This is a genomic window from Pedobacter cryoconitis, from assembly GCF_014200605.1.
GTDB lineage: Bacteria > Bacteroidota > Bacteroidia > Sphingobacteriales > Sphingobacteriaceae > Pedobacter > Pedobacter cryoconitis_B.
The window spans coordinates 516643-542217 of sequence record NZ_JACHCE010000002.1; the positions used below are offsets into that span (position 1 = coordinate 516643).

At 38.2% G+C, this 25575-nt stretch carries 26 protein-coding genes; 15 read left to right on the top strand and 11 right to left on the bottom strand.

Annotated features, from left to right (window positions below):
- The first annotated feature begins 10 nt into the window (after positions 1-10).
- From HDE68_RS08315 to HDE68_RS08345, 7 genes are all read left to right on the top strand, one after another.
- Positions 11-370, top strand: a complete 360-nt coding sequence (locus tag HDE68_RS08315; protein ID WP_183880856.1) for a cytochrome C oxidase subunit IV family protein — start codon at positions 11-13, stop codon at positions 368-370.
- Complete coding sequence (locus HDE68_RS08320) at positions 367-1074, top strand: SCO family protein (protein ID WP_183880858.1); 708 nt, start codon at positions 367-369, stop codon at positions 1072-1074. The genes HDE68_RS08315 and HDE68_RS08320 overlap by 4 nt, the downstream gene beginning before the upstream one ends.
- Before the next feature lie 42 nt (positions 1075-1116).
- On the top strand, positions 1117-1689 hold the full coding sequence (locus HDE68_RS08325; RefSeq protein ID WP_221300696.1) for a DUF420 domain-containing protein: 573 nt from the start codon (positions 1117-1119) through the stop codon (positions 1687-1689).
- A 132-nt stretch (positions 1690-1821) separates the two neighbouring features.
- A complete protein-coding gene (locus tag HDE68_RS08330; RefSeq protein ID WP_068403944.1) occupies positions 1822-2073 on the top strand; it encodes a hypothetical protein in 252 nt (83 codons plus the stop codon).
- 15 nt (positions 2074-2088) lie between these two features.
- Complete coding sequence (locus tag HDE68_RS08335; protein WP_183880860.1) at positions 2089-2487, top strand: DUF983 domain-containing protein; 399 nt, start codon at positions 2089-2091, stop codon at positions 2485-2487.
- Complete coding sequence (locus HDE68_RS08340) at positions 2484-3146, top strand: DUF2461 domain-containing protein (RefSeq protein WP_183880862.1); 663 nt, start codon at positions 2484-2486, stop codon at positions 3144-3146. The genes HDE68_RS08335 and HDE68_RS08340 overlap by 4 nt, the downstream gene beginning before the upstream one ends.
- A 2-nt stretch (positions 3147-3148) precedes the next feature.
- A complete protein-coding gene (locus HDE68_RS08345; protein WP_183880864.1) occupies positions 3149-3991 on the top strand; it encodes an OmpA family protein in 843 nt (280 codons plus the stop codon).
- An 85-nt stretch (positions 3992-4076) separates the two neighbouring features.
- On the opposite strand, the gene rfbC is transcribed toward HDE68_RS08345, so the two are convergent.
- The 3 genes from rfbC to HDE68_RS08360 are packed head-to-tail and all read right to left on the bottom strand — an operon-like array spanning position 4077 to position 6764.
- Entirely contained in the window at positions 4077-4631 is a 555-nt protein-coding gene (rfbC, locus tag HDE68_RS08350; RefSeq protein WP_183880866.1) for a dTDP-4-dehydrorhamnose 3,5-epimerase, read from the bottom strand.
- Positions 4632-4633: 2 nt separating this feature from the next.
- Positions 4634-4936 (bottom strand): DUF4286 family protein, encoded by a 303-nt coding sequence (locus HDE68_RS08355; protein ID WP_183880869.1) that lies wholly within the window; start codon positions 4934-4936, stop codon positions 4634-4636.
- A gap of 16 nt (positions 4937-4952) precedes the next feature.
- The gene (locus HDE68_RS08360) at positions 4953-6764 is read right to left on the bottom strand and encodes a tetratricopeptide repeat protein (RefSeq protein WP_221300697.1); all 1812 of its coding nucleotides are present in this window, start codon (positions 6762-6764) and stop codon (positions 4953-4955) included.
- A 182-nt stretch (positions 6765-6946) separates the two neighbouring features.
- Here HDE68_RS08360 and HDE68_RS08365 point away from each other — a divergent pair, with 182 nt between their 5' ends.
- Genes HDE68_RS08365 through HDE68_RS08375 form a run of 3 tightly spaced genes read left to right on the top strand, consistent with a single transcriptional unit; the run spans position 6947 to position 11242 of the window.
- On the top strand, positions 6947-8875 hold the full coding sequence (locus tag HDE68_RS08365; protein ID WP_260171710.1) for a prolyl oligopeptidase family serine peptidase: 1929 nt from the start codon (positions 6947-6949) through the stop codon (positions 8873-8875).
- 5 nt (positions 8876-8880) lie between these two features.
- The gene (locus tag HDE68_RS08370; RefSeq protein WP_183880871.1) at positions 8881-10548 is read left to right on the top strand and encodes a sensor histidine kinase; all 1668 of its coding nucleotides are present in this window, start codon (positions 8881-8883) and stop codon (positions 10546-10548) included.
- Positions 10549-10552: 4 nt separating this feature from the next.
- Positions 10553-11242, top strand: coding sequence for a response regulator transcription factor (locus tag HDE68_RS08375; protein WP_183880873.1), 690 nt, complete (start codon positions 10553-10555; stop codon positions 11240-11242).
- Between the two features lie 88 nt (positions 11243-11330).
- Here HDE68_RS08375 and HDE68_RS08380 read toward each other — a convergent pair whose 3' ends face one another.
- The 8 genes from HDE68_RS08380 to hemW form a co-directional block, all read right to left on the bottom strand.
- Positions 11331-12620, bottom strand: a complete 1290-nt coding sequence (locus tag HDE68_RS08380; protein WP_183880875.1) for a metallophosphoesterase — start codon at positions 12618-12620, stop codon at positions 11331-11333.
- A 48-nt stretch (positions 12621-12668) separates the two neighbouring features.
- A complete protein-coding gene (locus tag HDE68_RS08385; RefSeq protein WP_183880877.1) occupies positions 12669-14171 on the bottom strand; it encodes a sigma 54-interacting transcriptional regulator in 1503 nt (500 codons plus the stop codon).
- A 15-nt stretch (positions 14172-14186) separates the two neighbouring features.
- Positions 14187-15284 carry a vWA domain-containing protein gene (locus HDE68_RS08390; protein ID WP_183880879.1) on the bottom strand — a complete coding sequence of 366 codons (1098 nt, stop codon included), beginning with the start codon at positions 15282-15284 and terminating at the stop codon, positions 14187-14189.
- A 189-nt stretch (positions 15285-15473) separates the two neighbouring features.
- Complete coding sequence (locus HDE68_RS08395; protein WP_183880881.1) at positions 15474-16358, bottom strand: cupin-like domain-containing protein; 885 nt, start codon at positions 16356-16358, stop codon at positions 15474-15476.
- Positions 16359-16474: 116 nt separating this feature from the next.
- A complete protein-coding gene (locus tag HDE68_RS08400; protein WP_183880883.1) occupies positions 16475-17356 on the bottom strand; it encodes a cupin-like domain-containing protein in 882 nt (293 codons plus the stop codon).
- 144 nt (positions 17357-17500) lie between these two features.
- Positions 17501-18052 carry a fasciclin domain-containing protein gene (locus tag HDE68_RS08405; protein WP_183880884.1) on the bottom strand — a complete coding sequence of 184 codons (552 nt, stop codon included), beginning with the start codon at positions 18050-18052 and terminating at the stop codon, positions 17501-17503.
- Between the two features lie 33 nt (positions 18053-18085).
- Positions 18086-18889, bottom strand: coding sequence for an SDR family oxidoreductase (locus HDE68_RS08410; RefSeq protein WP_183880885.1), 804 nt, complete (start codon positions 18887-18889; stop codon positions 18086-18088).
- A gap of 41 nt (positions 18890-18930) precedes the next feature.
- Entirely contained in the window at positions 18931-20076 is a 1146-nt protein-coding gene (gene hemW, locus HDE68_RS08415; protein WP_183880886.1) for a radical SAM family heme chaperone HemW, read from the bottom strand.
- A gap of 192 nt (positions 20077-20268) precedes the next feature.
- Between hemW and HDE68_RS08420 the strand changes: the two genes are divergently transcribed.
- From HDE68_RS08420 to HDE68_RS08440, 5 genes are all read left to right on the top strand, one after another.
- Positions 20269-21444: a metallophosphoesterase family protein gene (locus HDE68_RS08420; RefSeq protein ID WP_183880887.1), complete on the top strand. Its 1176-nt coding sequence runs from the start codon at positions 20269-20271 to the stop codon at positions 21442-21444.
- A 61-nt stretch (positions 21445-21505) separates the two neighbouring features.
- Complete coding sequence (locus tag HDE68_RS08425) at positions 21506-22054, top strand: histidine phosphatase family protein (protein ID WP_221300698.1); 549 nt, start codon at positions 21506-21508, stop codon at positions 22052-22054.
- 184 nt (positions 22055-22238) lie between these two features.
- Positions 22239-23225: a DUF4271 domain-containing protein gene (locus HDE68_RS08430; RefSeq protein ID WP_183880888.1), complete on the top strand. Its 987-nt coding sequence runs from the start codon at positions 22239-22241 to the stop codon at positions 23223-23225.
- A 9-nt stretch (positions 23226-23234) separates the two neighbouring features.
- The gene (locus HDE68_RS08435) at positions 23235-24005 is read left to right on the top strand and encodes a uroporphyrinogen-III synthase (protein WP_183880889.1); all 771 of its coding nucleotides are present in this window, start codon (positions 23235-23237) and stop codon (positions 24003-24005) included.
- Between the two features lie 190 nt (positions 24006-24195).
- Positions 24196-25566, top strand: coding sequence for an SUMF1/EgtB/PvdO family nonheme iron enzyme (locus HDE68_RS08440; protein WP_183880890.1), 1371 nt, complete (start codon positions 24196-24198; stop codon positions 25564-25566).
- The last annotated feature ends 9 nt before the right edge of the window (positions 25567-25575 follow it).

Here is a 25575-nt window from a genome sequence, read left to right on the forward strand (position 1 = left end):
AAAAAATATTATGTCTGAACATAACTTACAAAATACAGAAGAGCATGCACATGATGAGCATGCTGGCCTAAGCAAATCTAAAATCTGGCAGGTATTCTTTATCTTATTAGGGATTACTGTTGTAGAATTTATCATTGCATTAGTGATTTTACCAAAAAATCTGATTCCTCATACTGCTGGTAATATTGCTTATATCTTATTAACTCTTTTAAAAGCATATTATATTGTGGCCTACTTTATGCACCTTAAGTTTGAAAAAACAGGGTTGCAACTATCATTGGGGCTTGCATTTATATTTATTGCATACTTTATAACCCTGATGCTTATTGAAGGTGGTTATTTGCACATACACATGTCTTTTAACCCATGAAGTTTACCTCAATAAAAAAAATAATAATCCTGGTATCGATTTTAGCGGTACCGGGATTTTTATATTATGAACTGGTTGAACAAGGTAAAAACAGGTATAAACCCTTACCTTTTTTCGGCCCTAAGAAAGTAGCCGCTACTTTCCATTCTAAAAGAGGAAAACAGATACCTGATACTATTTATCATCAGTTACCTGATTTTAAATTTATCAATCAGCAGACAGATACAGTAAGCTGGAAGAACTATGAAGGAAAGATAATTGTCCTGAATTTATTCTATACCTCCGGAAATAACTATGCAGTAGAATTTGCTAATAAAGCAATGAACGTGTATGTAAATACCTATGCCAAGAATCCTTTAATTCACTTTATAGGTCTCAGTATAGATCCGGTAACAGATGCTCCGGCCAAACTTCTACCTTACGCTGATAAATTAAAAGCTAAGGCAGGTAAATGGGATTTACTAACCGGTGATAGTACGCAAGTTTATAACTGGATTAATAAAGGGCTTTATGTAGATGCCCAGCAGCATTTTGAAAAAGGTGAACGTAAATTCATCTACAGTAATTTATTTGTTCTGCTTGATCCGCAACACCGCATCAGAGGTTATTATGATGCCACTAATCAGGAAGCGCTCTCCAAGCTGAATGATGAAATAAAAGTTCTCGTAGCCGAAGAACTTAGAAATGTAAGAGACGGTAGGTAACCTGTAAAACTGGTTGCCCGAAGCTTTAAATAGATACACACCATGAACATTAATGACAAATTCTTTTTACGTCTGATCTGGATTGTTTCTGCAGTAGTACTTGCTGTAGTCATTGCCCTGAAGATTGTACCCCCACCAACAGTAAAGCCATCATTTATCTATTTATTACCGCATTTGATCGGTGGTATTAATGCGACTTGTGCAGTATTGCTGATCCTTTCTCTGATCTTCATCAGGAAAAAAAATATACAGGCCCATAAAGTCACTAACGTGATTACTTTTATCCTTTCCGCTATCTTTCTTATTTTTTACATCCTGTTCCATCTTTATGAAAAAGATACTAAATACGGAGATATAGATCATAATGGAATACTTTCTGCCGCTGAGCTTGCTGCTGTAAGCGGTACCAGAATGATTTATTTCTTTATTCTGATTACCCACATCATGCTGGCTGTAATTGTGCTGCCGTTGATCCTGATTAGTTTCTTAAGAGGATTCAGTATGCAGATCGAGAGACATCGCAGGATTGTGAGATGGGCTTATCCGGTATGGCTATATGTTGCAGTAACCGGAGTCATTGTCTACCTGATGATTTCACCTTATTATAATTTTTAAAAGGAACCCTGCATTTTTACATTAGACTTATGTAATGCAGGGTTTAATTGTTCGTTATATCTTATATTTGTCAGTATAGTAATTAACCCCATGAAACTTGCGCTTTGTAAGCTTCATAAACGATAGAATCCAATGAAAAGAGCTATTATATTCTTTATTCTTTTGGTTGCTGTAACAGCAGGAGCTGGTCTGCAGAAAGCTGCTGCACAATGTGCTATGTGTACAATCAGTGCAGAGCAGGGAACTCAAAACGGGAATACACAGGCTGTAGGCTTGAATACAGGTGTTTTATACCTTATGGCGATTCCTTACCTGATGATTGCAGCTATTGGCTTCTTGTGGTATAAAAGATACCGTCGTTCACAAGCTTCCCTGCGTTCCTGATCTCCTTCATTCTAAATGGAGAAAACAACAAAACTATATGCGCTTGTCAATGGTAAATGCCCGCATTGCCGCAGAGGGGATATCTTCACGGGTACTTTGTATGGATTCAATTTACAGCGTACAAATGATATCTGCAGTCATTGCGGACAACGTTACGAAATAGAACCAGGATACTTTTATGCTTCGATGTATGTTAGTTATGCCATGAACGTAGCGGAGATGATTGCCATAGGGATTGCCACTTATGTTTTTTCGGGAGGTAATCTTGAATTTGATTCTTTATGGCTTTACGTGGGGGTGATCTTTAGCGGATGCTTTTTACTTGCGCCATTCAACTATCGTTATTCACGGGTGATTTTATTACATTGGCTCTCCCCTAAAATTAGTTATAACGCCTATTACGATCAACCATGATTAAGCCAGAAACACTAGCTTTTTTAAGCGCAGTAGCAGCAAATAATAACAGGGAATGGTTTGCCCTGAACAAGGAATTCTATGAAACAGCAAAGGCTGATGTCATTCGTCTGGTTGATGAACTTATTCCTGTTCTGGCAGTCGTGGACCCCCGGTTTCCATTAGAAACACAAGCTAAGAAATGCGTAATGCGCATCTACAGAGATGTGCGTTTCAGTAAAAATAAAGACCCTTATAAAAACAACTTTGGAATTTCTTTTTCTGTAAAAAATGCAGAAGGAAAAGGACCGGAGTTTTACTTGCATCTCCAGCCTGGGAATTCTTTCCTGGCAGGTGGGTATTGGATGCCTGAGGCACCGCTGCTCAAGAAGATCAGAGAAGAAATAGACTACAATACCTCCGAATTTCTGGAGATCATTGAAGCTAAAAGTTTTACAGAACTGTTCAGTCTGAGTACACAGGATACTTTAAAAAAGGCACCTAAAGGATATGACCCTGAGCATCCGCAAATTGATTTGCTGAAACTAAAAAGCTATATCGCTGTCCTTCCGCTTACAGATGCTGAGTTATTAAAACCAACATTAGTTAACCATTTAAAAAAGGCTTTTACGGTTATTTACCCATTTGTCCGCTTTTTGCGGGGAGCCATAGCACCATAATTATGAAAAGAGTCATTTTGTTTTTAAGCATAGGCTTACTGGCCAGTGCATTTAGTTCATGTGTAGTTCTGTCGCCTAAAAAGTATAAAGCTTTACTGGCCAGGCAGGATTCTTTAAGCAATGGCTGGACCGGCGCACAGGGGTCTATTGACAATTTGCAGAGTGCCATCTCGAAATTACAGCGGGATACAGCAAATCTGAATGGACAGATCAATGAACTTCAGGGTAAATATAAAGCGATAAACGGCAGTTATGCGAAATTGAAGGATAATAGCTCTTCGGCAATCAGTAAGCTCTCAGAAGATCTTAAAAAGCGTGAACAGCGTCTTAAAGAAGTGGAAGAGGTTTTAAGAAAGCGTGATGAAGCATCTAATCAGTTAAAAGAGAAATTACAGCAGGCATTGCTGGGATTCTCTAAAAACGGATTAACTGTAGAGATGAAAAATGGAAAGGTTTATGTCTCTCTTACAGATAAGCTATTATTCCCTTCTGGAAGTATTGTGATTGATGAGAAAGGTAAACAGGCATTAACTCAGCTGGCTAAAGTATTAAAAGAACAGCCTGAGATTATTATTGCAGTAGAAGGGCATACAGATTCACAGAAAATCACTAACCTGGGCCAGATCAAAGATAACTGGGATTTAAGTGTATTGCGTTCTACTTCTGTAGTTCGTTACCTTACAGAAACTGAAAAAGTTGCAGGAGTAAGACTGACTGCTACAGGAAAAGGAGAGTTTCAGCCATTGGAGTTAAACACGACTCCGGAAGGCCGCAGTAAAAATCGTAGAATTGAGATTGTATTGTCGCCTAAACTGGATGAACTATACGATCTTATCAAGAAATAAGAATAAACAGTAAAAAAAAATGGTCTTCCGGATTAACAGGAAGACCATTTTTTTTTACTGTTTTAGAAAAGACGTTTGATCCCAATTAAAAAGGGCTTACAAAATCTTTAAATGAAGCTAGTACAAGATCTTTATCAGAAAGCAGAAGCTCTTCTTTAGTCAGCTCTTCACTCCAGTTGATATTCAGATCCGGATCATTCCAGATTACACCGCATTCAGAATCTTTATCATAATAGCTGGTCACTTTATAAGTGAAAATAGTATCATTTTCAAGCGTTAAAAAACCGTGAAGAAACCCTGGTGGAACCCATAATTGTTTGTGATTTTCACCACTAAGTACAATACTGAAATGCTGACCGTAGGTAGCAGAGTCTTTTCTAACATCTACTGCTACATCAAGTACTTTCCCTTGTATTACTCTAACTAGTTTACCTTGTGCAAAAGGTGCTTTCTGTGCATGTAAACCACGCAGCGTTCCTTTTTGCGAAAAGGATTGGTTGTCTTGTATAAAATCGGCATGAATGCCAGCTCCGGCAAATGCACGGGCACTAAAACTTTCGTAAAAATAACCGCGGTTATCCTTCCATATTTTAGGCTCAATGACAAAAAGGTCAGCTATTGGTGTTTGTACTATGTTCATAATTAGGCTATATATTCCATTACGGTAGTGAAAGAAACAAATTTATCCTTAAAACGTGTATTTAATTCTGCAGCAAATTCATTAGCGTGCTTTAGCTGATAAGCCTCATAATCTTCGATTGACTCCACAACATATTGAGCGCAATAGGTTACCCCCTCATTTGGTGAATCGACCACTTTTAATAATCTGCTGGAAACGAATAATCCAGTCGCCATCACTTCAGGAACATGCTCTTCTTGCATCCATTTCAGCCATGCCGCAGCAGAAGCTTCTTCAATAATCAGGGTTACATTGTATAATAACATGGGGCAAATATATAAACTAAGATTCAATATTATCACCTCTGATTCTCCTGAAATGTTTACGTGCTTCGGTCACAAACATGCTTCCCGGAAAATCAGTAATCAATTGCTGATAAAGTGTTTTTGCCTGTTCAGGATCATTGAGCTGATCTTCATATAATCCGGCAAGGATAAAAAGTGCTTCATCTGCCCAATTGCCTTTTTGCTGGTGGTTAATCAACTCTTTAAGTAAAGGAACTGCCAGCATAAAATCTTTGTTTTTGATATGAATGTCTGACTTAAACATCAGGATGTCGTCTGTAAGGCTGTTTTTTGGATATAAGAACGGGATGCTATCTACTTTGGCAATCGCTGCCGCAGAGAGATTACGGAATTGCAGTGCTTCGGCAGCTGCATACATTTTAAGTGCCAGTGTATCGGTAGCAGTCTCCAGGTGATCGGAGATCAGCAGGCTGAGATTAAGGGCGTCATTAGCGATTAACTGCTCTGTAGAGGCTTTTAATATGTCTGCCTGAGATTTGGCATAGCTAAAATTTCCCTGCTCAAATGATAACCTGGCCGATCTGTATTTGGCTTCCGTTCCTATATTTTGATTTTCAAACTCTTTAGCAACCTGTCCATACATCAGAATTGCCTCCCAGGGCTGCTGTGTAAGTCTGTAAATATCTCCCAGCTCTAATTTCATCTCGCCCATTTCAATACTGGAAATACCAGGTATCTTTAGTGCAGCTTCCAGCGCTGTCTCTGCTTTTTTGGGGTCCTGCAGATAATAAGTTTGCAGATTGGCCCATTTTCTCAATGCAAAAAGTGTTCTCGTATTGCTGCCATATTCGTCCAGAATCTCCTGATACTGGTCCGCAAGCAAGATAACATCCTTCTTATCACTCTTTCCTGAGCGAAGCAATTGGTATCTGGCATCAATCAGTGCTAATTTTGAAGGAAGATAAAACTCATTTTCCTTGCCTTTTAGTAGTAAATAACTATAAGCTTTGATCGCCATCTCATAAGCCTTATTGGATGTAAACAATTGAGCATGTTCAAATAAAATAGTCCCATTATCTTTAATTCTTTTATCCTGGGCTATTAATTGACGTAATGCCATTTCATAATCCTTCTGCTGTAGATATTGCCAGATCAGCAATCTGGAATAAGATTCGTTTTGCGGGTCCTTCTGCAGTCTTTTAAGTAAAGCCGTCTGGAGCATCAGATAATCTGCATTATTCTCAAATACGGAAGGGATTACCGTTTCGGCTTGTTGAAGCATTTGCGGCATAGTGGATAATGCATTCAAATACTCTTCACTTAGTTTGTTCTTATCTTTCTTAAAACGGTACAAACTCAATAATTCAAAAGTAAAGGCCTGATCATTTTTTAGATTTTTCCTGCCCTGTAAAAATACGGAGATAGCCAGATCATATTCTCCAAGCTGATAGATATCATTAGCGAGAGATCTGATTTTAGCTTCATCGTCGGGCAGGGTATGCAGCAGGTGATCAAAAGTTTTGGCAGAATTTTCAGGATCACCTTTTTCTTTATAAATCCGGCCCTGTATAAGTTCATATTTTAGTGTTCCTGGATTTTGTCTGATTAATTTTTTAATAGCCTTATCTGCGCTCTCATATTGCTTTGATTTCAGCAGGGCATTGAAATAGAGATCCAGATAGGCTTCGCTTTTTGTTTTAAACAAGAGTTTTTCCAGCAGAACAGCAGACTTCTGATATTCTCCATTTTGATAATATTGCATTGCCATTTCATTATCATTACTATCCTGAGCAAATAATGGAACTGAGCAGACCAGAAAGAAGATGATTGCAAATACTCTTTTTATCATATTGTGGATCATTCTGTATATCAAAAATAAAGATAATAAATTCTGTAAGCCTGACTTCAATAGCAATCCGGTATTTTAAATGTTACCTGTGGTTTCTTTAACAGCGATAAAATATTGCTATTTTGAGTCGCTCTCCATTTGCGGTTAAGGTAACAATATTAGTGTATTGCCCGTTTAGACAAATGGCGTTGCGTATTTTTGCAGACTACCAGAATGCTATGACCGTAAAGAAAAGATATTTATTCCTTGTTTTTCTTGCCCTTTTTAGTGCTTGCCGGCAAAACAGGCAGGTTAGGGTTATCCCTGTGGCAGACTTCTTTAAGTCACAGGATAAAGGAGCTTATGCAATTTCTCTGGATGGTAAAACGATGTCTTATCTAAAATTGCAGGGTAAAAAGCAAAACCTTTTTGTTGAAGACCTGTCCACAGGAAAATCGGCTCAGATTACACGTTTAAATGAAAAAAATATCAATTATTACTTTTGGGTAAGTAATGATGAAATAGTCTATTACAAAGAGAAAGCAGGGGCAGAGCGTTTATCAGATATTTTTATTATCAATAAAAATGGAGAAAACGAGCGTCAGCTAAATGATAATAGCAAAAGTCGTATGCACGTGCTTAAAGACCAGCTGATTGATGGTAAATTTTTGCTTGTATCATCTAATAAAAGAGATTCAACTGTATTTGATGTCTACCGGTTAAATGTAAGAAATGGTCATATGGATATGGCGGCTAAAAATCCAGGGAATATTACGAACTGGGTTACAGATTCCAAAGGTCAGATTCGTTTAGCAACTACCAGTGATGGTGTAAATCAGACCCTGCTTTACAGAGAAAATGAAAATCAGGCTTTCAGATCTATAGTAACCAATAATTTCAAGACCACATTTACGCCGATCGCTATCTCAGATAACAGGCCAAATATTCTTTATGCAATTTCTAATGTAAACAGGGATAAGAATGCGCTCATAGAATTGAACTGTATCAATGGAAAGGAAAGCAAAGTACTTTTTAGCAATGATACGCTGAATGTAGTAGATGCCCAGTATTCTGAATCTAAAAAAACAATGGCCTTTGTGATTTGTGAAACCTGGAAGAAAGAAAAGCATTATCTGGACTCCTCTGCCAGGAGGTTATATGCAAAACTGGATAAGCTGTTGCCGGGTACTGAATCAAAAATCATTGACAGGGATAAGGCGGAGAATACTTTTATTGTAAGAACTTTTACAGATAGAAACCCCGGATCTTATTACTTGTATATAGCAGATAAAGGAACCATCAGGAAACTCAGTGATTTTAATCCTTACGTTAAAGAAGCTGAAATGTGTGAAATGAAGCCAGTTTCCTATAAAGCCCGTGACGGACTGAAAATTCAGGGATATCTTACCTTGCCTATTAATAAATTACCGGAGAACCTGCCTGTTGTCGTGCTGCCGCATGATGGTCCGGGACGTAGAAATTCATGGGGCTATAATGCCGAAGTGCAGTTTCTGGCCAACAGGGGATATGCAGTTTTTCAGGTTAATTATCGTGGGTCATCAGGTTACGGAAAATCTTTCGCTGCTGCAGGATCAGGTCAATGGGGGGAGAAAATCAAGGATGATATTAATGATGGTGTAAGGTGGCTTATTGAGAATAAGATTGCAAACCCAAGAAAAATAGCTATTTATGGTACGGGGTTTGGGGGGTATATCGCGTTAAACAGTTTGTATTCAAGTCCGGGAATGTATGTTTGTGGCGGGTCTAACTCAGGAATAATTAACTTATTCAGCTATTTGAAAGCTATTCCCCCATTCTGGAAAACCAATTTGCAGATGTACTATGAAATACTGGGTAATCCGCTGACAGAAGGTGACCGGATGCGTCAGATTTCCCCTGTCTTTCATGCTGATAAGTTCAGGGTACCAGTATTTATAGCACAGAGCCCTAAAGATCCCAGAAGTAATTCGGGAGAAGCTATTCAGTTTGTAAAAGAACTTAAGAAACGGAACGTAAATGTAACTTACCTGGAGAAAGAATATAGTGAGTTCTCCCCGCAGGGTGAAGATGTTCGTCAGGCATTATATGCTTCATTAGAACAATTTTTATCTGCTAATTTGTCTAAGAAATAAGTTATATGAGTTCAGAAAAACAAAGCGGTTACCGTAAAAACTTTTCATTGATCGTGACCTTTATTCTGTTGATCTCTGTCTTGTTTATCCTGTCTCTATTCCTGGCTTATAACTTCAGTAAAAAATTTATAGAGAATGAATTTGTATCAGAAAAGGTAAAAGTATTAGAAGAAACGATCAAACCATACAATGAGTTCTTTCAGAATAAGGTCCCCGAAATTTCTTACTATAATGGATATCTTGATTCGGCCAGTGCATCAAAGTTTGTAGATACAGTAATCAATACTTATCCATTTGTTTCCAAAGTGGTTTTCTATGATTCCGAGATTGGGAATACCCAGGTTGGAGACGGTTTGAATACTGGTCATTTCGCTTTTGGTCCAAAATCTATTTATCAGTTCGGCGACCTGGTCCCTTTAGATTCCGTCAAACTGTTTTCGAGGGATGATACGAAAAAATTTAGCAGGGGTGATGATTTTAATGCTTTGGGTATAAAGCTGATCTCTTATATTGAAAGCCTGGATACGACAAAAGTGCCTAGCCAGGAAGAACTTTTTACCAATTTCAGCATTATCCGTTCTAATAAAATCACCTATTTAAATATTCCCAGACTGGAAGATCTGAAAGTGTATAAGCAAATGCTCAGACAAAAACTGAGTCCGTCGCCAGTTTATCAGCAGGATATGTTATCTTTTCATCTGGACCCCTATAAGCTCAGGATTATCAATACGCGTCCTTTATTATATCAAAATATAAGAATAGAGCCGCTCACTTACGATCCTTTAAATACTTCTACAGAATATGTAGCCACAGAGATTACTTTGCCAGGGCCGTTTTCAGATTATAAGCTTTATTTTATTTCTGCAAAATCATTTGTCGCTCAGGAGATCCTGAGTTATTTTATGCCTATTGCAATGGTCATGTTATTGTTCTATGGTATTTTAGTGCTTGTTACAGTCTTGATTTATAGAAATCTGAATATCAATCATAAGATGTTTAAGCTACAGTACGATTTTATGAATAATCTGACTCACGAGTTTAAAACTCCTGTGAGTGTCATTAAAATAGCGGGAAATAATATTAAAAGTGCAAGTTCGTTAACTGAACGTGAGCTTAAATTATATGGGAAAATTCTTGATGAAGAAGCCGATAAATTAAATGGGCTGATGAACAAACTCCTGGCTTTTACACAAATTGAAAACGGGGCCATACAGCTTAACCACGATACAATAAATATTGTGGATTTTATTGAAAGTACGATTGAATCGCATACGCTGAAACATCCTGATTTTGCCGTAACCTATGAAGTTACCGGGTTTTCAGCATTTGTTACTGATCCGGTATTACTGGGCAGCCTTTTTGATAATCTGGCAGAGAATGCCTATAAATATTCTCCGCCAGAACGGAAACGTTTACATATTGTAGCAAGAATGATCAAAGGAAAAGTGGTATTCAGATTTATAGATCAGGGAATTGGTATTCCTACACCGGAAATTAATAATATCTTTAAGAAGTTTTACCGCATACAGAACCAGTATAATCAAAATGGAAGTGTAGGCCTGGGCTTAGCCTTCTGTAAAGAGCTGGTGAATTTTATGAAAGGTGAGATTACAGTAAAAAGTAAAGTAAATAAAGGGACAGAGTTTAAAATAGTGTTGCCTTATAATAATTAATGATATGTCTAAAGGAATTAAAATACTGATCGTTGAGGATGATGAAAATTTAAGGTTTTTAGTAGTACACAGGCTGAAATCAGAAGGCTATGATGTCATGGAAACTGGTGATGGAGAGCTGGCGGTGAAAGCTATCATGGAAGAAAAACCTGATATTGTCTTATTAGACTGGATGCTGCCAGGTAAGCAGGGATCAGAGGTTTGTCAGGAGGTCCGTCAGCAGGGATTTGAAAACCTGGTTATTATGATGACAGCCAAAGCTCAGGATGTAGATAAGATCGATGCTTATACTTTTGGTGTCTCTGACTATGTAACCAAGCCTTTTAATATGGATGTACTGGTTGCTATGCTGGAAAGTAAGGTGAAGTTTCTGCTAAACAATGATAAATCAGAAATTCACCGTTTTGGCGATATGGAACATCATCCAAATATCCATACGCTTTACAGAAGCGGGAGGAAAATTGAGCTGACTATATTAGAGAATAGGATTTTACTGTATTTCCTTAGAAACCCGAATAAAGTGATTAACCGTGATGAGCTGATGCTGGTTGTCTGGGGATATAATTCTGATGTAAATACCCGTACACTTGATATGCATATTGTACGTTTGAGAAAGAAAATTGAATTGAACCCTGATAATCCGCAGTTACTGCAAACAGTAAGGGGAGTAGGTTATCGTTTTAATGCCGGATAATTAAACCGGTATTTAGATACCCTTAAAGATTACATGACAAACTTCCATATTAAGGCAGCTTGTCATGTAATATCTTTTAATAATCAGCCTAAGCTCTTTTAAGCGTGAAAATTGTAATCTCTGGTAAGATTCCTACTCTTCCGGGATAACCCAGGAAACCGTAGCCTACGTTCACATATAGCTGTTGTTTTTGCTCCTGATATAATCCTGCCCATTCTTTATAGATATATTCTATAGGACTCCATTGATAGTTTTCAGTACGTACACCAAATTGCATACCATGTGTATGACCGCTAAACATAGCATCTATCTGAGGGTACTTTGGCAGAACCTCTGCACGCCAGTGTGAAGGATCATGGGATAGTAAAAGCTTGACAGGAAGGTCATCCGTGTCTTTTGTGGCCAGATCCATGCGTCCATATTTAGGAAAGCGTCCCATGCCCCAGTTCTCAATACCAAGGATACCTATTTCTTCACCGTCTACCTTAAGTCTGCGGTGCTCATTCATGAGCAGGTCCCAGCCCATTAATTCGTGGGTTTTAATCACGTCTTTTAAGTTTTTGACTTTGGCAGGGGAAGATTCTTTTCCGAAGTGATAGTCACCGTAATCGTGATTCCCAAGAGATGAATAAACACCAAGAGGTGCTTTTACCTTGTCGAAAATATTCTGGTAGTCTCTCATCTCAGTAGCCATATCATTGACAATATCACCAGTAAAAAAGATGAAATCAGGCTTTTCTCCAAGCAGCATTTCAACACCGCCTTTTACAGCAGTTTTATTATAGAAACTTCCGGAATGGATATCTGAGATCTGTCCCATTGTAATACCGTCAAAAGCAGCAGGTAAATTTGGGAGTATCAGTGTTTTTCTTCTTATCTGGTAGTCATAGGCACCGGTAGCAATTCCCCAGGTCAATGAAGTCAGGGGAATTGCAGCTGCCACCAAACCCGCTTTAACGATAAATGCTGATCGGCTGATCGGTTCAGCAGCAGGAAAAATAGCTGTATCAGCAGCAGATACATTGGCATTGCTGTTACTTTCTGGATCAGCTGCAGGTTTTTTCAAACGCTTGTAAAGAGATATGCTTAGCCTGCGCAGGTCATCAATCACAAGAAAGGGCAGCATCACAATTTTGCAGGCTGTAGTCAGAAAGAAAGTCACCAGTATGATAGCACGGAGCGAAAGAAATAGATTCGAAAATATGCCCGCAAAGACACCAATCACCAATACAATCGTAACCCCCCAGTAAATACGGGTAAATCTTGTCTTGGCTTTTTCACTCCAGTTTTTGAAGACAGACAAAATTGCCTTGACAAAATAGAAATCGAATGCTATGATTAAAAGGCATCCTGCAATAAGAAAGGGTAATCTTCCCATTATTTAGATTAAGGTAAAAAAATATTTAAAGCGCTTTTTTATACAGAACTATGAATTGAAGTCAATATCATCATCGTCATCATCTTCAAGTTCAGTATTAAATAAGCTGTCAAACATATCAGAGAAACCAAAGCCACCACTCAGGTATTTTTTATTTAACTGTGAATATTCTGCTAAGCCATGTAATGCAAATTCCATTAATAACAAGGTCTGATTCGCGCTCAGCTTAGGATGAAACTTTTTAACTAAAGCGTTCAGCCCTTCAACCTGCATCAGTTCTTTTTTATATTGTGCTGCTGTCAGGTTATCAGCAATGTCAAGTGTATGTCCGTCCGTGAACCAGTCTGTAATCAATTGATAAGGATTTGCTGTTTTGCTTTTCTTTGCTTTCTCAGGGTCAGGGAAATAACGGTTGAAAAGACTTTTGATAGCTTTACCAATCAATGTGTTCGCCACTTTAGCAGGTCCTTCCAGTTCGCCTTCGTAAACTAACTCTATTTTTCCGGTCACTGCAGGGATAATACCAATCAGATCAGCTAACCTGACAAAAGTGTTTTCTTCCCCGTTAATCAGCATTCTTCTCTCAGCAGTGCTGATCAGATTTTCATAAGCTGAAATCGTTAAGCGTGCAGATACACCAGACTTCTGATCTATAAACTCACTTTTACGGGCCTCAAAAGCAACCTGTTCAATCAGATCTTTCACTAAACCATCAGCTTCAATTTTTAATTTCTGGGCTTCTGTAATTTTAGCTTCCTGGAAAGTAATCTTTCTGGAAATCGCAATCGTTTTTGGATAATGCGTAAGGATCTGACTTTCAATCCTGTCTTTTAAAGGAGTCACAATAGAGCCCCTGTTGGTATAATCTTCAGGATTGGCTGTAAAAACGAATTGTACATCCAGCGGAAGACGAAGTTTAAACCCTCTGATCTGAATATCCTTTTCCTGAAGCATATTGAATAAAGCCACCTGTATCCTTGCCTGTAAATCAGGAAGCTCGTTAATAACGAAAATACTCCGGTGTGCCCTCGGGATTAATCCAAAGTGGATCACACGCTCATCATTATAAGTTAATTTCAATGTGGCGGCTTTAATCGGGTCCATATCACCAATTAAATCTGCTACAGTCACATCTGGTGTAGCCAGTTTCTCTGTATAACGGTCCGAACGGTGCTGCCAGCTGATAGGTGTAGCATCACCATGCGCAGCAACTTCCTGTTTCCCATACCAGGAAATAGGGTTCAGCGGATCATCAAAGATTTCACTTCCTGTAATGTAAGGGATGTATTCATCAAGCAAGTTGACCATTAAACGGGCAATACGTGTCTTAGCCTGTCCCCTTAAGCCTAATAGCAGGATATTATGTCTGGATAAGATTGCAGTTTGCAATTCTGGAATAACAGTTTCGTCATAACCCAGGATACCTTCAAAACCAGCATCTTTATTCTGAAGCTGCTGAATGAGATTCTTACGTAATTCGTCTTTAACTGTTAATGAAGTATAATTTGAGGCTTTTAATTCGCCAAGAGTTTTAATTGAGGTCTGCTCCATATGTTTTCTTTCCGTTTAACGGACTGTTTTTCTTCTGTTTTTAATATAATCTTCAAAAATATATTCACCTAAACCAGTCAGGGAGCTGTAAAATGCCCTTCCGCCGTTTATTTCAGTAAATTCCCTTACAAATTGTTGCAGATAGGGGTCCTGAGCGATCATAAATGTAGTAATAGGAATATTCAGACGTTTACACTGAGCGGCCATGTTCAGGGTCTTGTTAATCACCTTTCTGTCCAGCCCCATACTGTTCTTGTAATAACGGCCATTCTCTTTCAGACAGGTCGGCTTACCATCAGTAATCATAAAAATCTGTTTATTATGGGTTTTTCGGCGGCGCAGCAGATCGGCTGCGAGCTCAAGACCAGCCAGTGTATTGGTGTGATAGGGGCCAACCTGCAGATAAGGTAAATCTTTAACTGTAATTGGCCAGGCATCGTTACCAAATACAACGATGTCTAAAGTATCCTTGGGGTAACGGGTATGGATCAGTTCAGCAAGGGCCATGGCTACCTTTTTTGCAGGAGTAATCCGGTCCTCGCCATATAAAATCATAGAATGTGAAATATCGATCATCAGCACCGTTGAAGTCAGTGTCTTATAATCTTTTTCCTCTACTTCAAGATCATTCTCAGTTAACGTGAAATTGCCGATACCGTGATTGATCTGTGCATTTTGTATAGATGCAGTCATATCAATCTGGTCAAGGCTGTCGCCAAAGGTATATTCACGGCGATCGGCGTTTTTCTCCTCTCCGATACCAGAAATATTACTGTTGTGATTGCCTTTACCTGCCTTTTTCAGTTTTCCGAAGATCTCTTCCAAAGCAGATTTACGAATAACCTGCTCAGTTTTGGAAGTGATGTCCATATTTCCATCTTTTGAGTTCTCCCTGATATAGCCCTTATCTTTCAGCTCATCAATGAAATCACCCATACCGTAATCACCTGTGGTAAACTTATATTGTTTATCAAGCTCGTTCATCCATGCCAGTGTTTCACCTGCATCACCCGCAGTATAATTCAATAGCTGGGTAAATAACTTCAGCATTTCATCAAACCCGCCCTTAGGCTTGTCATCTGCTTGAAAATTAGAAAAATGGAAACCTTTCATATTGTTATATATAACGGAATATCGAAGGTAAAAGTTTGCAGGATGATTAATGTTACCCGCTTGTAAAAATACCCTGCAGGATATTTTAAAAAAAATAAAGGTGTCCAGCATTGCTGGACACCTTTTTATGGGTTAAAGACTATCAATAAGCCGTAATTTGAAAGAGAATCAGGACACAAAAATGTGTGCTTATTTTTTCGGATAACCTTTGGCCAATGCTTTTTCGGCTCTTTTAACTGCTAATTTCTCTCTGAACTCAGCATAAGGAGCTTTCAGTGCCATTTTTAAAAGACTGTCCAGGCCACCTTTAATCGCCAGGTTAAATAAACTCTGTGCTTTTCTGATCGGAGAAGCATCCCATGCCCTTAAACTCAAAGAGAAAGAGCCATCCAGATATTTCATCCAGTGCCACATACCTGTAGGCATGAACAGCGTATCACCATGCTCCAGAAAAACTTCATATCCTTCTACACCTCTTAAAGCAGGGAACTTATCAAAATCAGGATTAGCTACATCATAGTCTTCCAAAGCATAGGTTGCATTAGGAATACAATAAAGACGCTCTTTCCACTTGTTATCAAATAATATGATATGTTTTCTGCCACCAAAATGAGTATGGAAAAGGTGTGGAAGGTCTATGTCATAATGCAGAAATGTTACTGAATTTGAACCGCCAAAAAACATGGCAGGCATACTTTCTATAAAACCACCCATTAAATCTTTAGGCAGGACGATGTCTTTGATCAGACTTGGTACATGCTTAAACAGGTTAAAGAAAAATATACGCAGTTCCGTAGGCTCAGATTTAATCAAATCAAGATAGTCACCGAAACGCATATGCGCTGCCGCTGAATTGATTGGTTTAGACGGGTCTACTTTTGCATTATCATATAAAGGGACTTCCAGGTTACCGGCAATTTCCTTCAGGTATTCAGTTGTCCACTTTTCTCTTGCAGGCCAGTCTTTTGTCAAGCCTTTAATGATCAGGGGTCTTCTAGGGTCTAAATAGTTTTTTTTAAAGTCTGCTGGACTGATATTCTCAACGGTATCTACCGGCTTTAATATAAAGCTCATAATCAAAAAAGATCTTGTTTGAGAACAAAAGTGTAAATTAAATTCTATTTATTTATATAAAAAGGCAAGGTATGACTCAGAAAAAATTTACTATCTAAGATTAAACTGATTCTTAATTAGGAAGGAACCTGTTCTGCAAGTGCTTTATTTGCCCTTTTAACAGCCAGGCGTTCTTTCCATGCCATGTATTTCTCTTTGAAATTAGCTTTCATAAAATCATCGAATTTACGCTGGATAGTCAGGTTATAAAGACTCCTTGCTTTTACTGCCCATGACTTATCCCAGGCACGCAGGCTGATAGAAAAAGATCCGTCCAGATATTTCATCCAATGCCAGTAACCCGTAGGCATAAATAGGGTGTCACCATGTTCCAGAAAGGCTTCTACACCCTTTACGCCTTTGAGCGCAGGGAACTTATCAAAATCGGGATTCTCGATATCATAATCTTCCAGTGCATAAGTAGCATAAGGAATCTGATAAAGACGTTCCTTCCATTTGTTTTCAAATAAGATGACATGTTTGCGGCCATTAAAGTGAGTATGGAAGATATGGGCCATGTCTATATCGTAATGCAGAAAAGTAACAGAGCCCTTTCCACCAAAGAACATATTTGGATAACTATCCAGAAAACCGCCCATCAAATCTTTTGGGGCGATATAATCTTTTAATAATTTGGGTGCTTGCTTAATCGGGTCAAACAGAAAGATACGGAGGTCTGTCGGTGTAGTTTTAATCAGGTCAATATAATCTGAAAATTTCATCTCTGCAGCTGCAGCGTTAATTGGCTTTGCAGGATCAGCTTTTGAGCTATCATATAGCGGGACTGTTTTGTCCCCAACCACAGTTTTCATGTAATCCATAGACCATTTCTGATACGCTGGCCAGTTCTTAGCCATGTTTTTGATTATCAATGGTCTGCGGGCATTGAGATAATTTTTTTCAAAATCCTCTTTGGAAATATCATCAACGCAATCAATCTGAGTTAAATCAAACTTCATGTTAAAATAATGTTAATTCATGTAAAATTATAGATTTTTCAAATTATGAACCAAAGAGTTTATAAAAAATAGAAAAATTCTGACAATAAAAAAACACAGCAAACGTTGCTGTGTTTTTTTTATTATTAGAAATGTTTTCTAAAATTAATTAGGCATCAAAACGCTGTCTATAACATGAATAACGCCATTTTTCTGCATTACGTTTGCGATAGTTACCGTAGCTGTTCCACCTTTTTCATCCGTCAGGATCAGTTTATCTCCGTCCATAGAAGCCCAGAGTTTTCCACCAGATACTGTAGTTAATTCAGCTTTTCCATTGCCTGCTTTAATTGCTTTAGCAATTGCTTTTGAATCCATTTTTCCAGCAACAACGTGGTAAGTAAGGATTTTAGTTAACATAGCTTTGTTCTCTGGTTTTAAAACTGTTTCTACAGTTCCTGCAGGCAATTTATCAAAGGCTTCGTTTGTTGGTGCAAAAACTGTGAAAGGGCCAGCACTTTTTAAAGTTTCTACAAGACCTGCAGCTTTAACAGCAGCAACCAATGTAGTGTGATCTTTTGAGTTTACTGCATTATCAACAATATCTTTATTGGCATACATTGCTGCACCACCAACCATTGGATTTTTTTGAGCGTAAACTGAAGTTGAAAATGCCATAGCTGCTATGACAAGTACAGGTAAGATGAATCTTTTCATGATTTTGTTTTATAGCAGGAGATACGGGGAATTTTAGCGCTTGGTTTTCTGATCAGTGATATTTATTCTTCTCATGTACCTGGAGAACCTCAGCGGAAAGAAACGTTTAAATAAAATACCCTTCACTTCTTTACCGCCCATATAAACTTCTTCTTTGTTTTGCTGAACAGCTTTAACGATTTCTTTAGCACAGTCGGCAGGTGAAAGACCATTTGCCTGATTTTCGTCCATTTTGCTATGTAAAGAGCCATTTGCAGTTAAGGCATTCAGAGAAATATTTGTTTTAATATAACCCGGGCATACCATTGTAATCTGGATATTTTTATCAAATACTTCTAAACGCAGCGAATCAAAGTAACCATGCAATGCATGTTTTGATGCGGCGTAAGCGGAGCGTAAAGGCGTACCAAATTTGCCCATCAAACTGCTGATACAAACGATTTTTCCACCGCCTTTAGCAATCATTCCAGGTAATACGGCCTTACTTAAAGTGACTGTTCCCCAAAAATTAACAGCCATAATTTTTTGTTCAACAGCCAGTTCTGTTTCCAGGGATAAGGAACGCTGGCTTAAGCCGCCACTGTTAATCAACAGGTCTATCTGTCCAAATATTTTCTGTGCATCCCTGGCTTTATCATTCAATGAGGCTGTATTTTCCAGATCCAGGGAAAGGACATGTACATTAATCTGATTTTTACAATTTCCCTTTACCCGGAATAGTTCATCCCTGTTACGGGACGAAATAATCAGTTTTGCACCAGCATTGTTATAAGCATATACAAGAGCTTCTCCAATACCAGAAGAGGCTCCTGTGATCCAGACTATTTTATCTTTCATTGAATGAATTGTAATTGTTCTTTAATGGTGATGAAGCTATCTTAATATTCCGGATGTTCATCTAAAAGAAACAGTTCCGAAGCGATATAATCCGCAAATAACTTACCATCGGGTGTAAGTATCAATTTATTGTTTTCATTTTTTAGCCAGTCCCTTTGTATAAAAGGAATTATGTTTTTTAGGGTATCCTCCAGAAATATCTTCCCGAATTCGTCACCTATTTTTTGTAAATCTGTGCCCCACATGGTACGCAGTGAAGTCATAATATACTCGTTAAAACGGTCGTAGATATCCAGGTCTTCTACAGTTTCTGCCAGTTTACCTAAGGCAAGCTGCTGCATATATTTAGCATTGTTCGCCACATTCAGGTACCTGATATTGCCATTGAAACCATGTGCCGAAGGACCAATGCCCAAATAAGGAATACCTCTCCAGTAATTGGTATTATGTACTGCATGGCGGCCGGGTAAACTATAGTTTGATATTTCGTAATGATCAAAACCAGCAATAGCCAGTTTCTCTGTCAGTGTGATAAACTGCGCAGCACTCTGTTCATCATTAACCGGTATTTGTTTTCCTTTTTTTATTGCTGCGGCCAAAGCTGTTTTGGGCTCTACCGTTAAGGAATAGGCCGAAATATGCGGGGTTTGCAGACTGATCGCTTTGTTTATATTGCTCAGCCATTTTTCATCAGTCAGTAAAGGAAAGCCATAAATCAGGTCAATATTCAGGTTTTCAAAACCAGCATCCTGACTGCGTTTAATACAGGTTTCAGCTTCTGTAGAATTATGTGCCCTGTTCATCCAGACCAGGTCATCATTGAAAAAAGATTGTACACCTATACTGAACCGGTTTACAGGAAGCTGACGCAATTGTGCGATTTTCTTCGCATCTAAATCGTCAGGATTAGTTTCAATGGTGATTTCAGCATCGGCTGCTATAGAAAAGTTTGAGGTGAGCGTATCAAAGATTTTAGCGAGTGATTTCTCTGGTAAAAGAGAGGGGGTGCCACCGCCAAAATAGATGCTGCCGATCTGCTGATCCGAGATTCTGCTCTTTTTTAAGAGGATCTCTTTGCAGATTGCATCTGTCATTTCATCCACATACTGTAGAGAAGTACTAAAGTGAAAGTCGCAATAATTACAAGCTTGTTTGCAAAAAGGGATATGGATATAAATTCCTGCCATTATGCAAAGGTAAGTGCAATTATATGTTTTTAGCTATTTTCTTTGCTGTGTAAATTGAATGTAAAGCAACCCCGATAAAACCATATTCAGTATTAATTAAATATCAATATTTGATTAATCTTTTCCTATTGGCAAATACACCACAGAGAAATAACTTCTTTTGCTTCCAGAAAGAAAATCAACCCTAAAACGATGAAAAATAATCAGATCCCAGTTTTTATACTGGCTGCATTGCTTCTTTTTGCAGGATGCAAAAAGAAAAATAATGAAGTTAATGAAGAGCCGGATATGTCTCCGGTACAATTTATTTTTACCTCCGATGCGCATTATGGTCTGAACAGGGCTACCTTCAGAGGAGGAGCTAAGGTCGATGCACATGTAGTGAATGCTGCTATGATAGAAAAAATGAACAGTCTGTCAGCGCTGACTTTACCAGATGATGGCGGGGTGAACGGTGGGAAAAAAATAGGCGCAGTAGATTTTCTTCTGGAAGCTGGCGATATCGCTAACCGGATGGAAACCAGTGCCAGTGTTCAAACGGCTGCACAATCCTGGGAGCAGTTCAGAATCGATTATCTGCAAAACCTGACCTTAAAGAATAAAAAAAATGAGAAGACCGAAATATTCATAGTTCCGGGAAATCATGATGTTTCTAATTCCATTGGATTTTATGGTGCAATGTCTCCGTTAACTGATGCCAGTTCAATGGCTAATATCTATAATCTGATGTTAAAAACTCCGTCACCTAAAACTGCTGAAACGTTTAACTACAATACAGATCGTATTAATTATTCAAAGGAAATAGCTGGTGTTCATTTCTGTTTTATTCAAATGTGGCCAGATTCTGCAGTCAGAATCTGGTTAACTAAAGATTTACAGAACGTAGCTAACAGTACACCTGTAATTATTGTTGCGCATGACCAGCCTGGTGTTGTTTCCAATCACTTTACAAATCCTAACGGTACATTTTCTATTAATGCGACCGATAAATTTGATAATGTACTGGATGAACATTTTAAAGATGGAAAGGTAACTACAGTGACCGCTACTATTGAACAAAAGGCTTTTGCAGCGTTTTTAAAACAGCACTCCAATATTAAAGCTTATTTGCATGGTCATGTGCATGAAAGTAAATTCTATGTCTGGAACGGTCCTGATAATGATGTCGCATTGAACGCGGTGAGTGCCGACTCTCCAATGAAAGGTCTGGTTTCTGCAATTGATGAGACCAAATTATCCTTCCAATTTGGTGTTATTGATCCTAAAACAATGCTGATGACGATCAGGGAATGTTTCTGGAACAGTAACCCTTCTACTCCTGCAGAATCAGTTAAATGGGGTAATTCTGTAACGATAAAACTTAGATAAAATGTAATAAAACAGGATAGCGGATCTGCATCTATCCTGTTTTATTGTATTTTTAGACCATATGAAAAATACTTTTTTAGCAATTCTGTATGTATTGTGTGGCTTTGTTTTACCCTTAACGGCAAAATCGCAAACCAAAATTGTAATTATCCGTCACGGTGAAAAACAAGATCAGAATGAAAATCTAAGCTGTAAAGGTCTTAACAGGTCTTTAAAGTTAACCAGTGTCCTGTATAAAAAAATCGGGGTGCCGGCTGCAATTTATGTACCTTCTATAGGCAATGGCAATAAAACAAGTCATTCGCGCATGTTTCAAACTATTACCCCCTTTGCAGTTCAATATAATATAAGCATTAACAGCAGTTTTGATGGTGCTGATTACGCAGCTATCGCCAAAGAACTCAAACATAAAAAAGGGACGGTATTATTAGTCTGGAATCATGGTAATATCCCTGCCCTGGCTAAAGCATTTGGTATAAAACATCAGAAATTAAACTGGAACCCGAACGACTTTGATTCTATCTGGATCATTACAGGTGACGGTAAAGACAAAGTGTTAAAGGCAGACAAAGAAGGAATCCTTCCAGGGGCTGCCTGTCCTGTTTTCTAAATCTCAGGTAGGGAAAGACATAGGGTTGACTCAACGTGGACCTGAACTGTAAGCGAAGTGGAGACATATACTTGTCATCCCCTGGGTTACTATATCCTGGCCGCTATTCTATCCTGATGCATGAATGTGAATAATAATATCTTAGATTTGCACAAAGAAATAATCCCGTTACTTTTATTGCCCGATGTATAAATATTTTCTAGTAACTTTTTTTCTGCTGTATATCACTGGCTTTGGAAAGACGAATGCGCAGGATCAGCCAGTGGTCAGAGATTCTACTGTAAAACGCTGGGTTTATAAACCAAGGGTGATCAGGGACTCTGCTTTTTTGGCAAAGCAGAAGTTTGTTACTGATTCTATCATGACCCATACCTGGATCCTTCCGGATTCATTAATCAATAAACATATCCTGATAGACAGTATTGTAAAAGCTAACGTTTTTGAGAAACTTGATCTTGATGCCTGGTTCAAAAAATATAGTAAACTTAAGAAAGTAAGTCGTTTTAGAACGGGCAACCCTTTGCTGAAAGGGCAGACCTGGGTACTCGGTTTTATCGTGCTTTTGCTGGTCATTTTTGCCATTCTCAGGATCTCTTTTGCGAAGCAATTACAGAGTATTATTCAATCTTTTTACAGCAATCGTGGATTAAATAACCTAAATAAAGAAGATAATGTGTTCAGTTCCTGGCCATTTTTGTTCTTATTTATTCAATTTGGATTCACAATTGGAATGTTTTTTTACCTCGTTGCACAATATTATCAGCTCGCTTATGTACATCAGGGTTTCCGTTTTTTTGTGAGCGTTTCCATCCTGATTGTTGTGCTATATGCTACGAAAATTCTTTTATTGCGTGTACTCGGACATCTGTTTAACATCCAAAAAGCCGTCCACGAGTACGTTTCTATATTATATTTGAGTTATTTTAACATCTCTTTAATCTTTATTCCACTAGTTGTAGCTTTTGCCTTATCACCAATGAAATATGGTATATACTACATAGTTATCTCTTTTATTTTGCTGGGGATAATCTTCACGTTTCAATTTATAAGAGCAGGAATAAATATTTTATCTCATTATCGGTTTTCTAAATTCTATTTATTTATGTACTTTTGTGCCCTCGAAATATGTCCTATTTTGATATTAATCAAGGCAATAGGATTAGAGCTGTAATTAGGTAAAATGCAAGAAAAAACAGAAGATAGGTTGCGTAAAGTAAAAAGTATACTGATAACTTTGCCGAAGCCGGAAACAGAGAAGTCCCCATACTTTGATTTGGCTAAGAAATACAATTTAAAAATTGATTTCAGATCCTTCATCCATGTGGAAGGTATTCCAGCAAGGGACTTTAGAAAAGACAAGATCACATTAGCTGATTTTACTGCTGTAGTATTTACAAGCAGGAATGCGGTAGATCATTTTTTTAGAATTAGTGAGGAAATGCGGTACGAAGTACCTGCAGATTTGAAATACTTCTGTATTTCGGAATCAACCGCGCTATATCTTCAAAAATATATCCAGTACCGGAAACGCAAGATATTTTTCGGAAAGCAGACCGCTGCCGATTTATCTGAAGTATTGAAGAAACATGCGGGGGAGAAATTCCTTTATCCGTGTTCGGATGTAGCTACAGAAGATACGATGAATTTCCTGTTGAAAAATGGATATGACCTGACACCGGCGGTATTATTTAAGACAGTAGTAAGTGATCTTTCTGATCTTGCTGAAGTGACTTATGATATGATCGCTTTTTTCAGCCCTTCCAGCATTCAGTCGCTATATACGAATTTTCCTGATTTCCATCAGAACAATACACGTATTGCAGCATTTGGAGTGAATACGCACAAGGCGGTTAAGGACAATAACCTGATCGTTGACATTGCAGCCCCTTCACCAGAATCACCTTCTATGATTATGGCTATTGAAAATTACATTAAGAAGTCCAATAAATAAGTACTGTTGATTTATTTTCCCAAATTGGGGAAAAGAGATCACGAGCCAATAATTTTAAAATCTGAAAAGCAAGATGTTATTAAATCGTTAACATCTTGCTTTTTTTGCTTTTAAGACATATATTTATCTCATAATAATTGTTTATATCAATCATATTTGATAAAATTGTTGTAAAATTGCTCTTGGGCTTATGAGGAAAATTTACACACTGGGTTTTTTATTAATTACAGCATTGTTTTCTAGCTGCGGAAAAGGTGGGCAAGGAGAGCTGGTTGGTGTATACAATAAGAAGTTCAACAACAAAAAAATGCCAAGAGGTATGGTCTATATTCCTCAGGGCAAGACGCTGATCGGCATGTCTGACGAGGATATTAACAACTCACAGACTTCCCCAAGCAGGATGACCTCATTCAGTGCGTTTTATATGGACGAAACTGAGATCACGAATGCTAAATACAGACAATTTGTGAACTGGGTAAGAGATTCAGTAGCTTTGACAACGCTTGGCCCAAGTGGAGCTCCTGGTTATTTCATTACTCCCAAAACTCAGACAGCAGGAGGAGCAAGCCTGACTTCGGGACAGAAAAATATTGACTGGAAAAAAGTTGGTAATGGTTCTGTGCTATGGAACGATAAAAAGGGTGGTTTAAGCGCTAAATTGAAGGATATGTATTATTCCGGAGATGATGCTTTACCAGGCCGTAATGATTTAGACATTAGAAAATTCAGATATTCTTATAGTTTCGTGAATCTTGATCTGGCAGAAGCCGGAAGAAAAGACCCGACTAAAAAACGTAAAGACTTTATTGAAAGTTATGTGGATTCACCAGATCCGAATAACCCTAACCAGTTTCCTTCGGTAAATGTTTACCCGGACACCATGGTTTGGAAAATAGATTATTCTTATTCTCAGAATGATCCGATGGTGAAATCTTATTTCAATCATCCTTCTTATGACAATTACCCTGTAGTTGGGGTAACCTGGGAACAGGCAAATGCATTTTGTGTATGGCGTACCCGCTTGTATGAGCCGGTTGCTGCTTCAAGAAAAATCCCCTTAAGCTCACGTCCTGAATACCGATTACCAACAGAAGCTGAATTTGAATATGCAGCAAGAGGTGGTAATGTGAAAACAAAATATCCCTGGGGTGGCCCTTATGTAAGGAATACGAAAGGGTGTATGCAAGCTAACTTTAAAGTAGGCAGAGGAAATTATTCTGATGACGGTGGTTTATATACCGTTAACGTGAGGTCTTATTTCCCTAACGACTATGGTTTGTATAATATGGCCGGTAACGTTGCCGAATGGACTGTTACAGCTTATAACAATTCAGCAGCACCTTTATTGCTGGATTTCAATCCGAACTTCACCTATGTAGCTAAAACTACAGACAGTAAATACCTGAAACGTAAAGTGGTAAGAGGCGGTTCGTGGAAAGACATAGGTTTCTTTTTACAGAATGCAGTAGGCACTTACGAATACCAGGACCAGGCAAGATCTTATATCGGATTCAGATGCGTATCTTCTTATGCAGGTACTGACATCCACTTCAAAAATTAAAAAACAACA

What these genes read in the sequence shown, in the direction of transcription:
- HDE68_RS08385 (WP_183880877.1), bottom strand. Translation starts at nt 14,171, where the DNA reads ATGGAGCAGACCTCAATTAAAACTCTTGGCGAATTAAAAGCCTCAAAT.
- HDE68_RS08335 (WP_183880860.1), top strand. Translation starts at nt 2,089, where the DNA reads ATGGAGAAAACAACAAAACTATATGCGCTTGTCAATGGTAAATGCCCG.
- HDE68_RS08315 (WP_183880856.1), top strand. Translation starts at nt 11, where the DNA reads ATGTCTGAACATAACTTACAAAATACAGAAGAGCATGCACATGATGAG.
- HDE68_RS08420 (WP_183880887.1), top strand. Translation starts at nt 20,269, where the DNA reads ATGAAAAATAATCAGATCCCAGTTTTTATACTGGCTGCATTGCTTCTT.
- HDE68_RS08370 (WP_183880871.1), top strand. Translation starts at nt 8,881, where the DNA reads ATGAGTTCAGAAAAACAAAGCGGTTACCGTAAAAACTTTTCATTGATC.
- HDE68_RS08405 (WP_183880884.1), bottom strand. Translation starts at nt 18,052, where the DNA reads ATGAAAAGATTCATCTTACCTGTACTTGTCATAGCAGCTATGGCATTT.
- rfbC (WP_183880866.1), bottom strand. Translation starts at nt 4,631, where the DNA reads ATGAACATAGTACAAACACCAATAGCTGACCTTTTTGTCATTGAGCCT.
- HDE68_RS08340 (WP_183880862.1), top strand. Translation starts at nt 2,484, where the DNA reads ATGATTAAGCCAGAAACACTAGCTTTTTTAAGCGCAGTAGCAGCAAAT.
- HDE68_RS08395 (WP_183880881.1), bottom strand. Translation starts at nt 16,358, where the DNA reads ATGAGCTTTATATTAAAGCCGGTAGATACCGTTGAGAATATCAGTCCA.
- HDE68_RS08345 (WP_183880864.1), top strand. Translation starts at nt 3,149, where the DNA reads ATGAAAAGAGTCATTTTGTTTTTAAGCATAGGCTTACTGGCCAGTGCA.
- HDE68_RS08425 (WP_221300698.1), top strand. Translation starts at nt 21,506, where the DNA reads ATGAAAAATACTTTTTTAGCAATTCTGTATGTATTGTGTGGCTTTGTT.
- HDE68_RS08410 (WP_183880885.1), bottom strand. Translation starts at nt 18,889, where the DNA reads ATGAAAGATAAAATAGTCTGGATCACAGGAGCCTCTTCTGGTATTGGA.
- HDE68_RS08320 (WP_183880858.1), top strand. Translation starts at nt 367, where the DNA reads ATGAAGTTTACCTCAATAAAAAAAATAATAATCCTGGTATCGATTTTA.
- HDE68_RS08430 (WP_183880888.1), top strand. Translation starts at nt 22,239, where the DNA reads ATGTATAAATATTTTCTAGTAACTTTTTTTCTGCTGTATATCACTGGC.
- HDE68_RS08375 (WP_183880873.1), top strand. Translation starts at nt 10,553, where the DNA reads ATGTCTAAAGGAATTAAAATACTGATCGTTGAGGATGATGAAAATTTA.
- HDE68_RS08325 (WP_221300696.1), top strand. Translation starts at nt 1,117, where the DNA reads ATGAACATTAATGACAAATTCTTTTTACGTCTGATCTGGATTGTTTCT.
- HDE68_RS08435 (WP_183880889.1), top strand. Translation starts at nt 23,235, where the DNA reads ATGCAAGAAAAAACAGAAGATAGGTTGCGTAAAGTAAAAAGTATACTG.
- HDE68_RS08400 (WP_183880883.1), bottom strand. Translation starts at nt 17,356, where the DNA reads ATGAAGTTTGATTTAACTCAGATTGATTGCGTTGATGATATTTCCAAA.
- HDE68_RS08380 (WP_183880875.1), bottom strand. Translation starts at nt 12,620, where the DNA reads ATGGGAAGATTACCCTTTCTTATTGCAGGATGCCTTTTAATCATAGCA.
- hemW (WP_183880886.1), bottom strand. Translation starts at nt 20,076, where the DNA reads ATGGCAGGAATTTATATCCATATCCCTTTTTGCAAACAAGCTTGTAAT.
- HDE68_RS08390 (WP_183880879.1), bottom strand. Translation starts at nt 15,284, where the DNA reads ATGAAAGGTTTCCATTTTTCTAATTTTCAAGCAGATGACAAGCCTAAG.
- HDE68_RS08360 (WP_221300697.1), bottom strand. Translation starts at nt 6,764, where the DNA reads ATGATAAAAAGAGTATTTGCAATCATCTTCTTTCTGGTCTGCTCAGTT.
- HDE68_RS08355 (WP_183880869.1), bottom strand. Translation starts at nt 4,936, where the DNA reads ATGTTATTATACAATGTAACCCTGATTATTGAAGAAGCTTCTGCTGCG.
- HDE68_RS08440 (WP_183880890.1), top strand. Translation starts at nt 24,196, where the DNA reads ATGAGGAAAATTTACACACTGGGTTTTTTATTAATTACAGCATTGTTT.
- HDE68_RS08330 (WP_068403944.1), top strand. Translation starts at nt 1,822, where the DNA reads ATGAAAAGAGCTATTATATTCTTTATTCTTTTGGTTGCTGTAACAGCA.
- HDE68_RS08365 (WP_260171710.1), top strand. Translation starts at nt 6,947, where the DNA reads ATGGCGTTGCGTATTTTTGCAGACTACCAGAATGCTATGACCGTAAAG.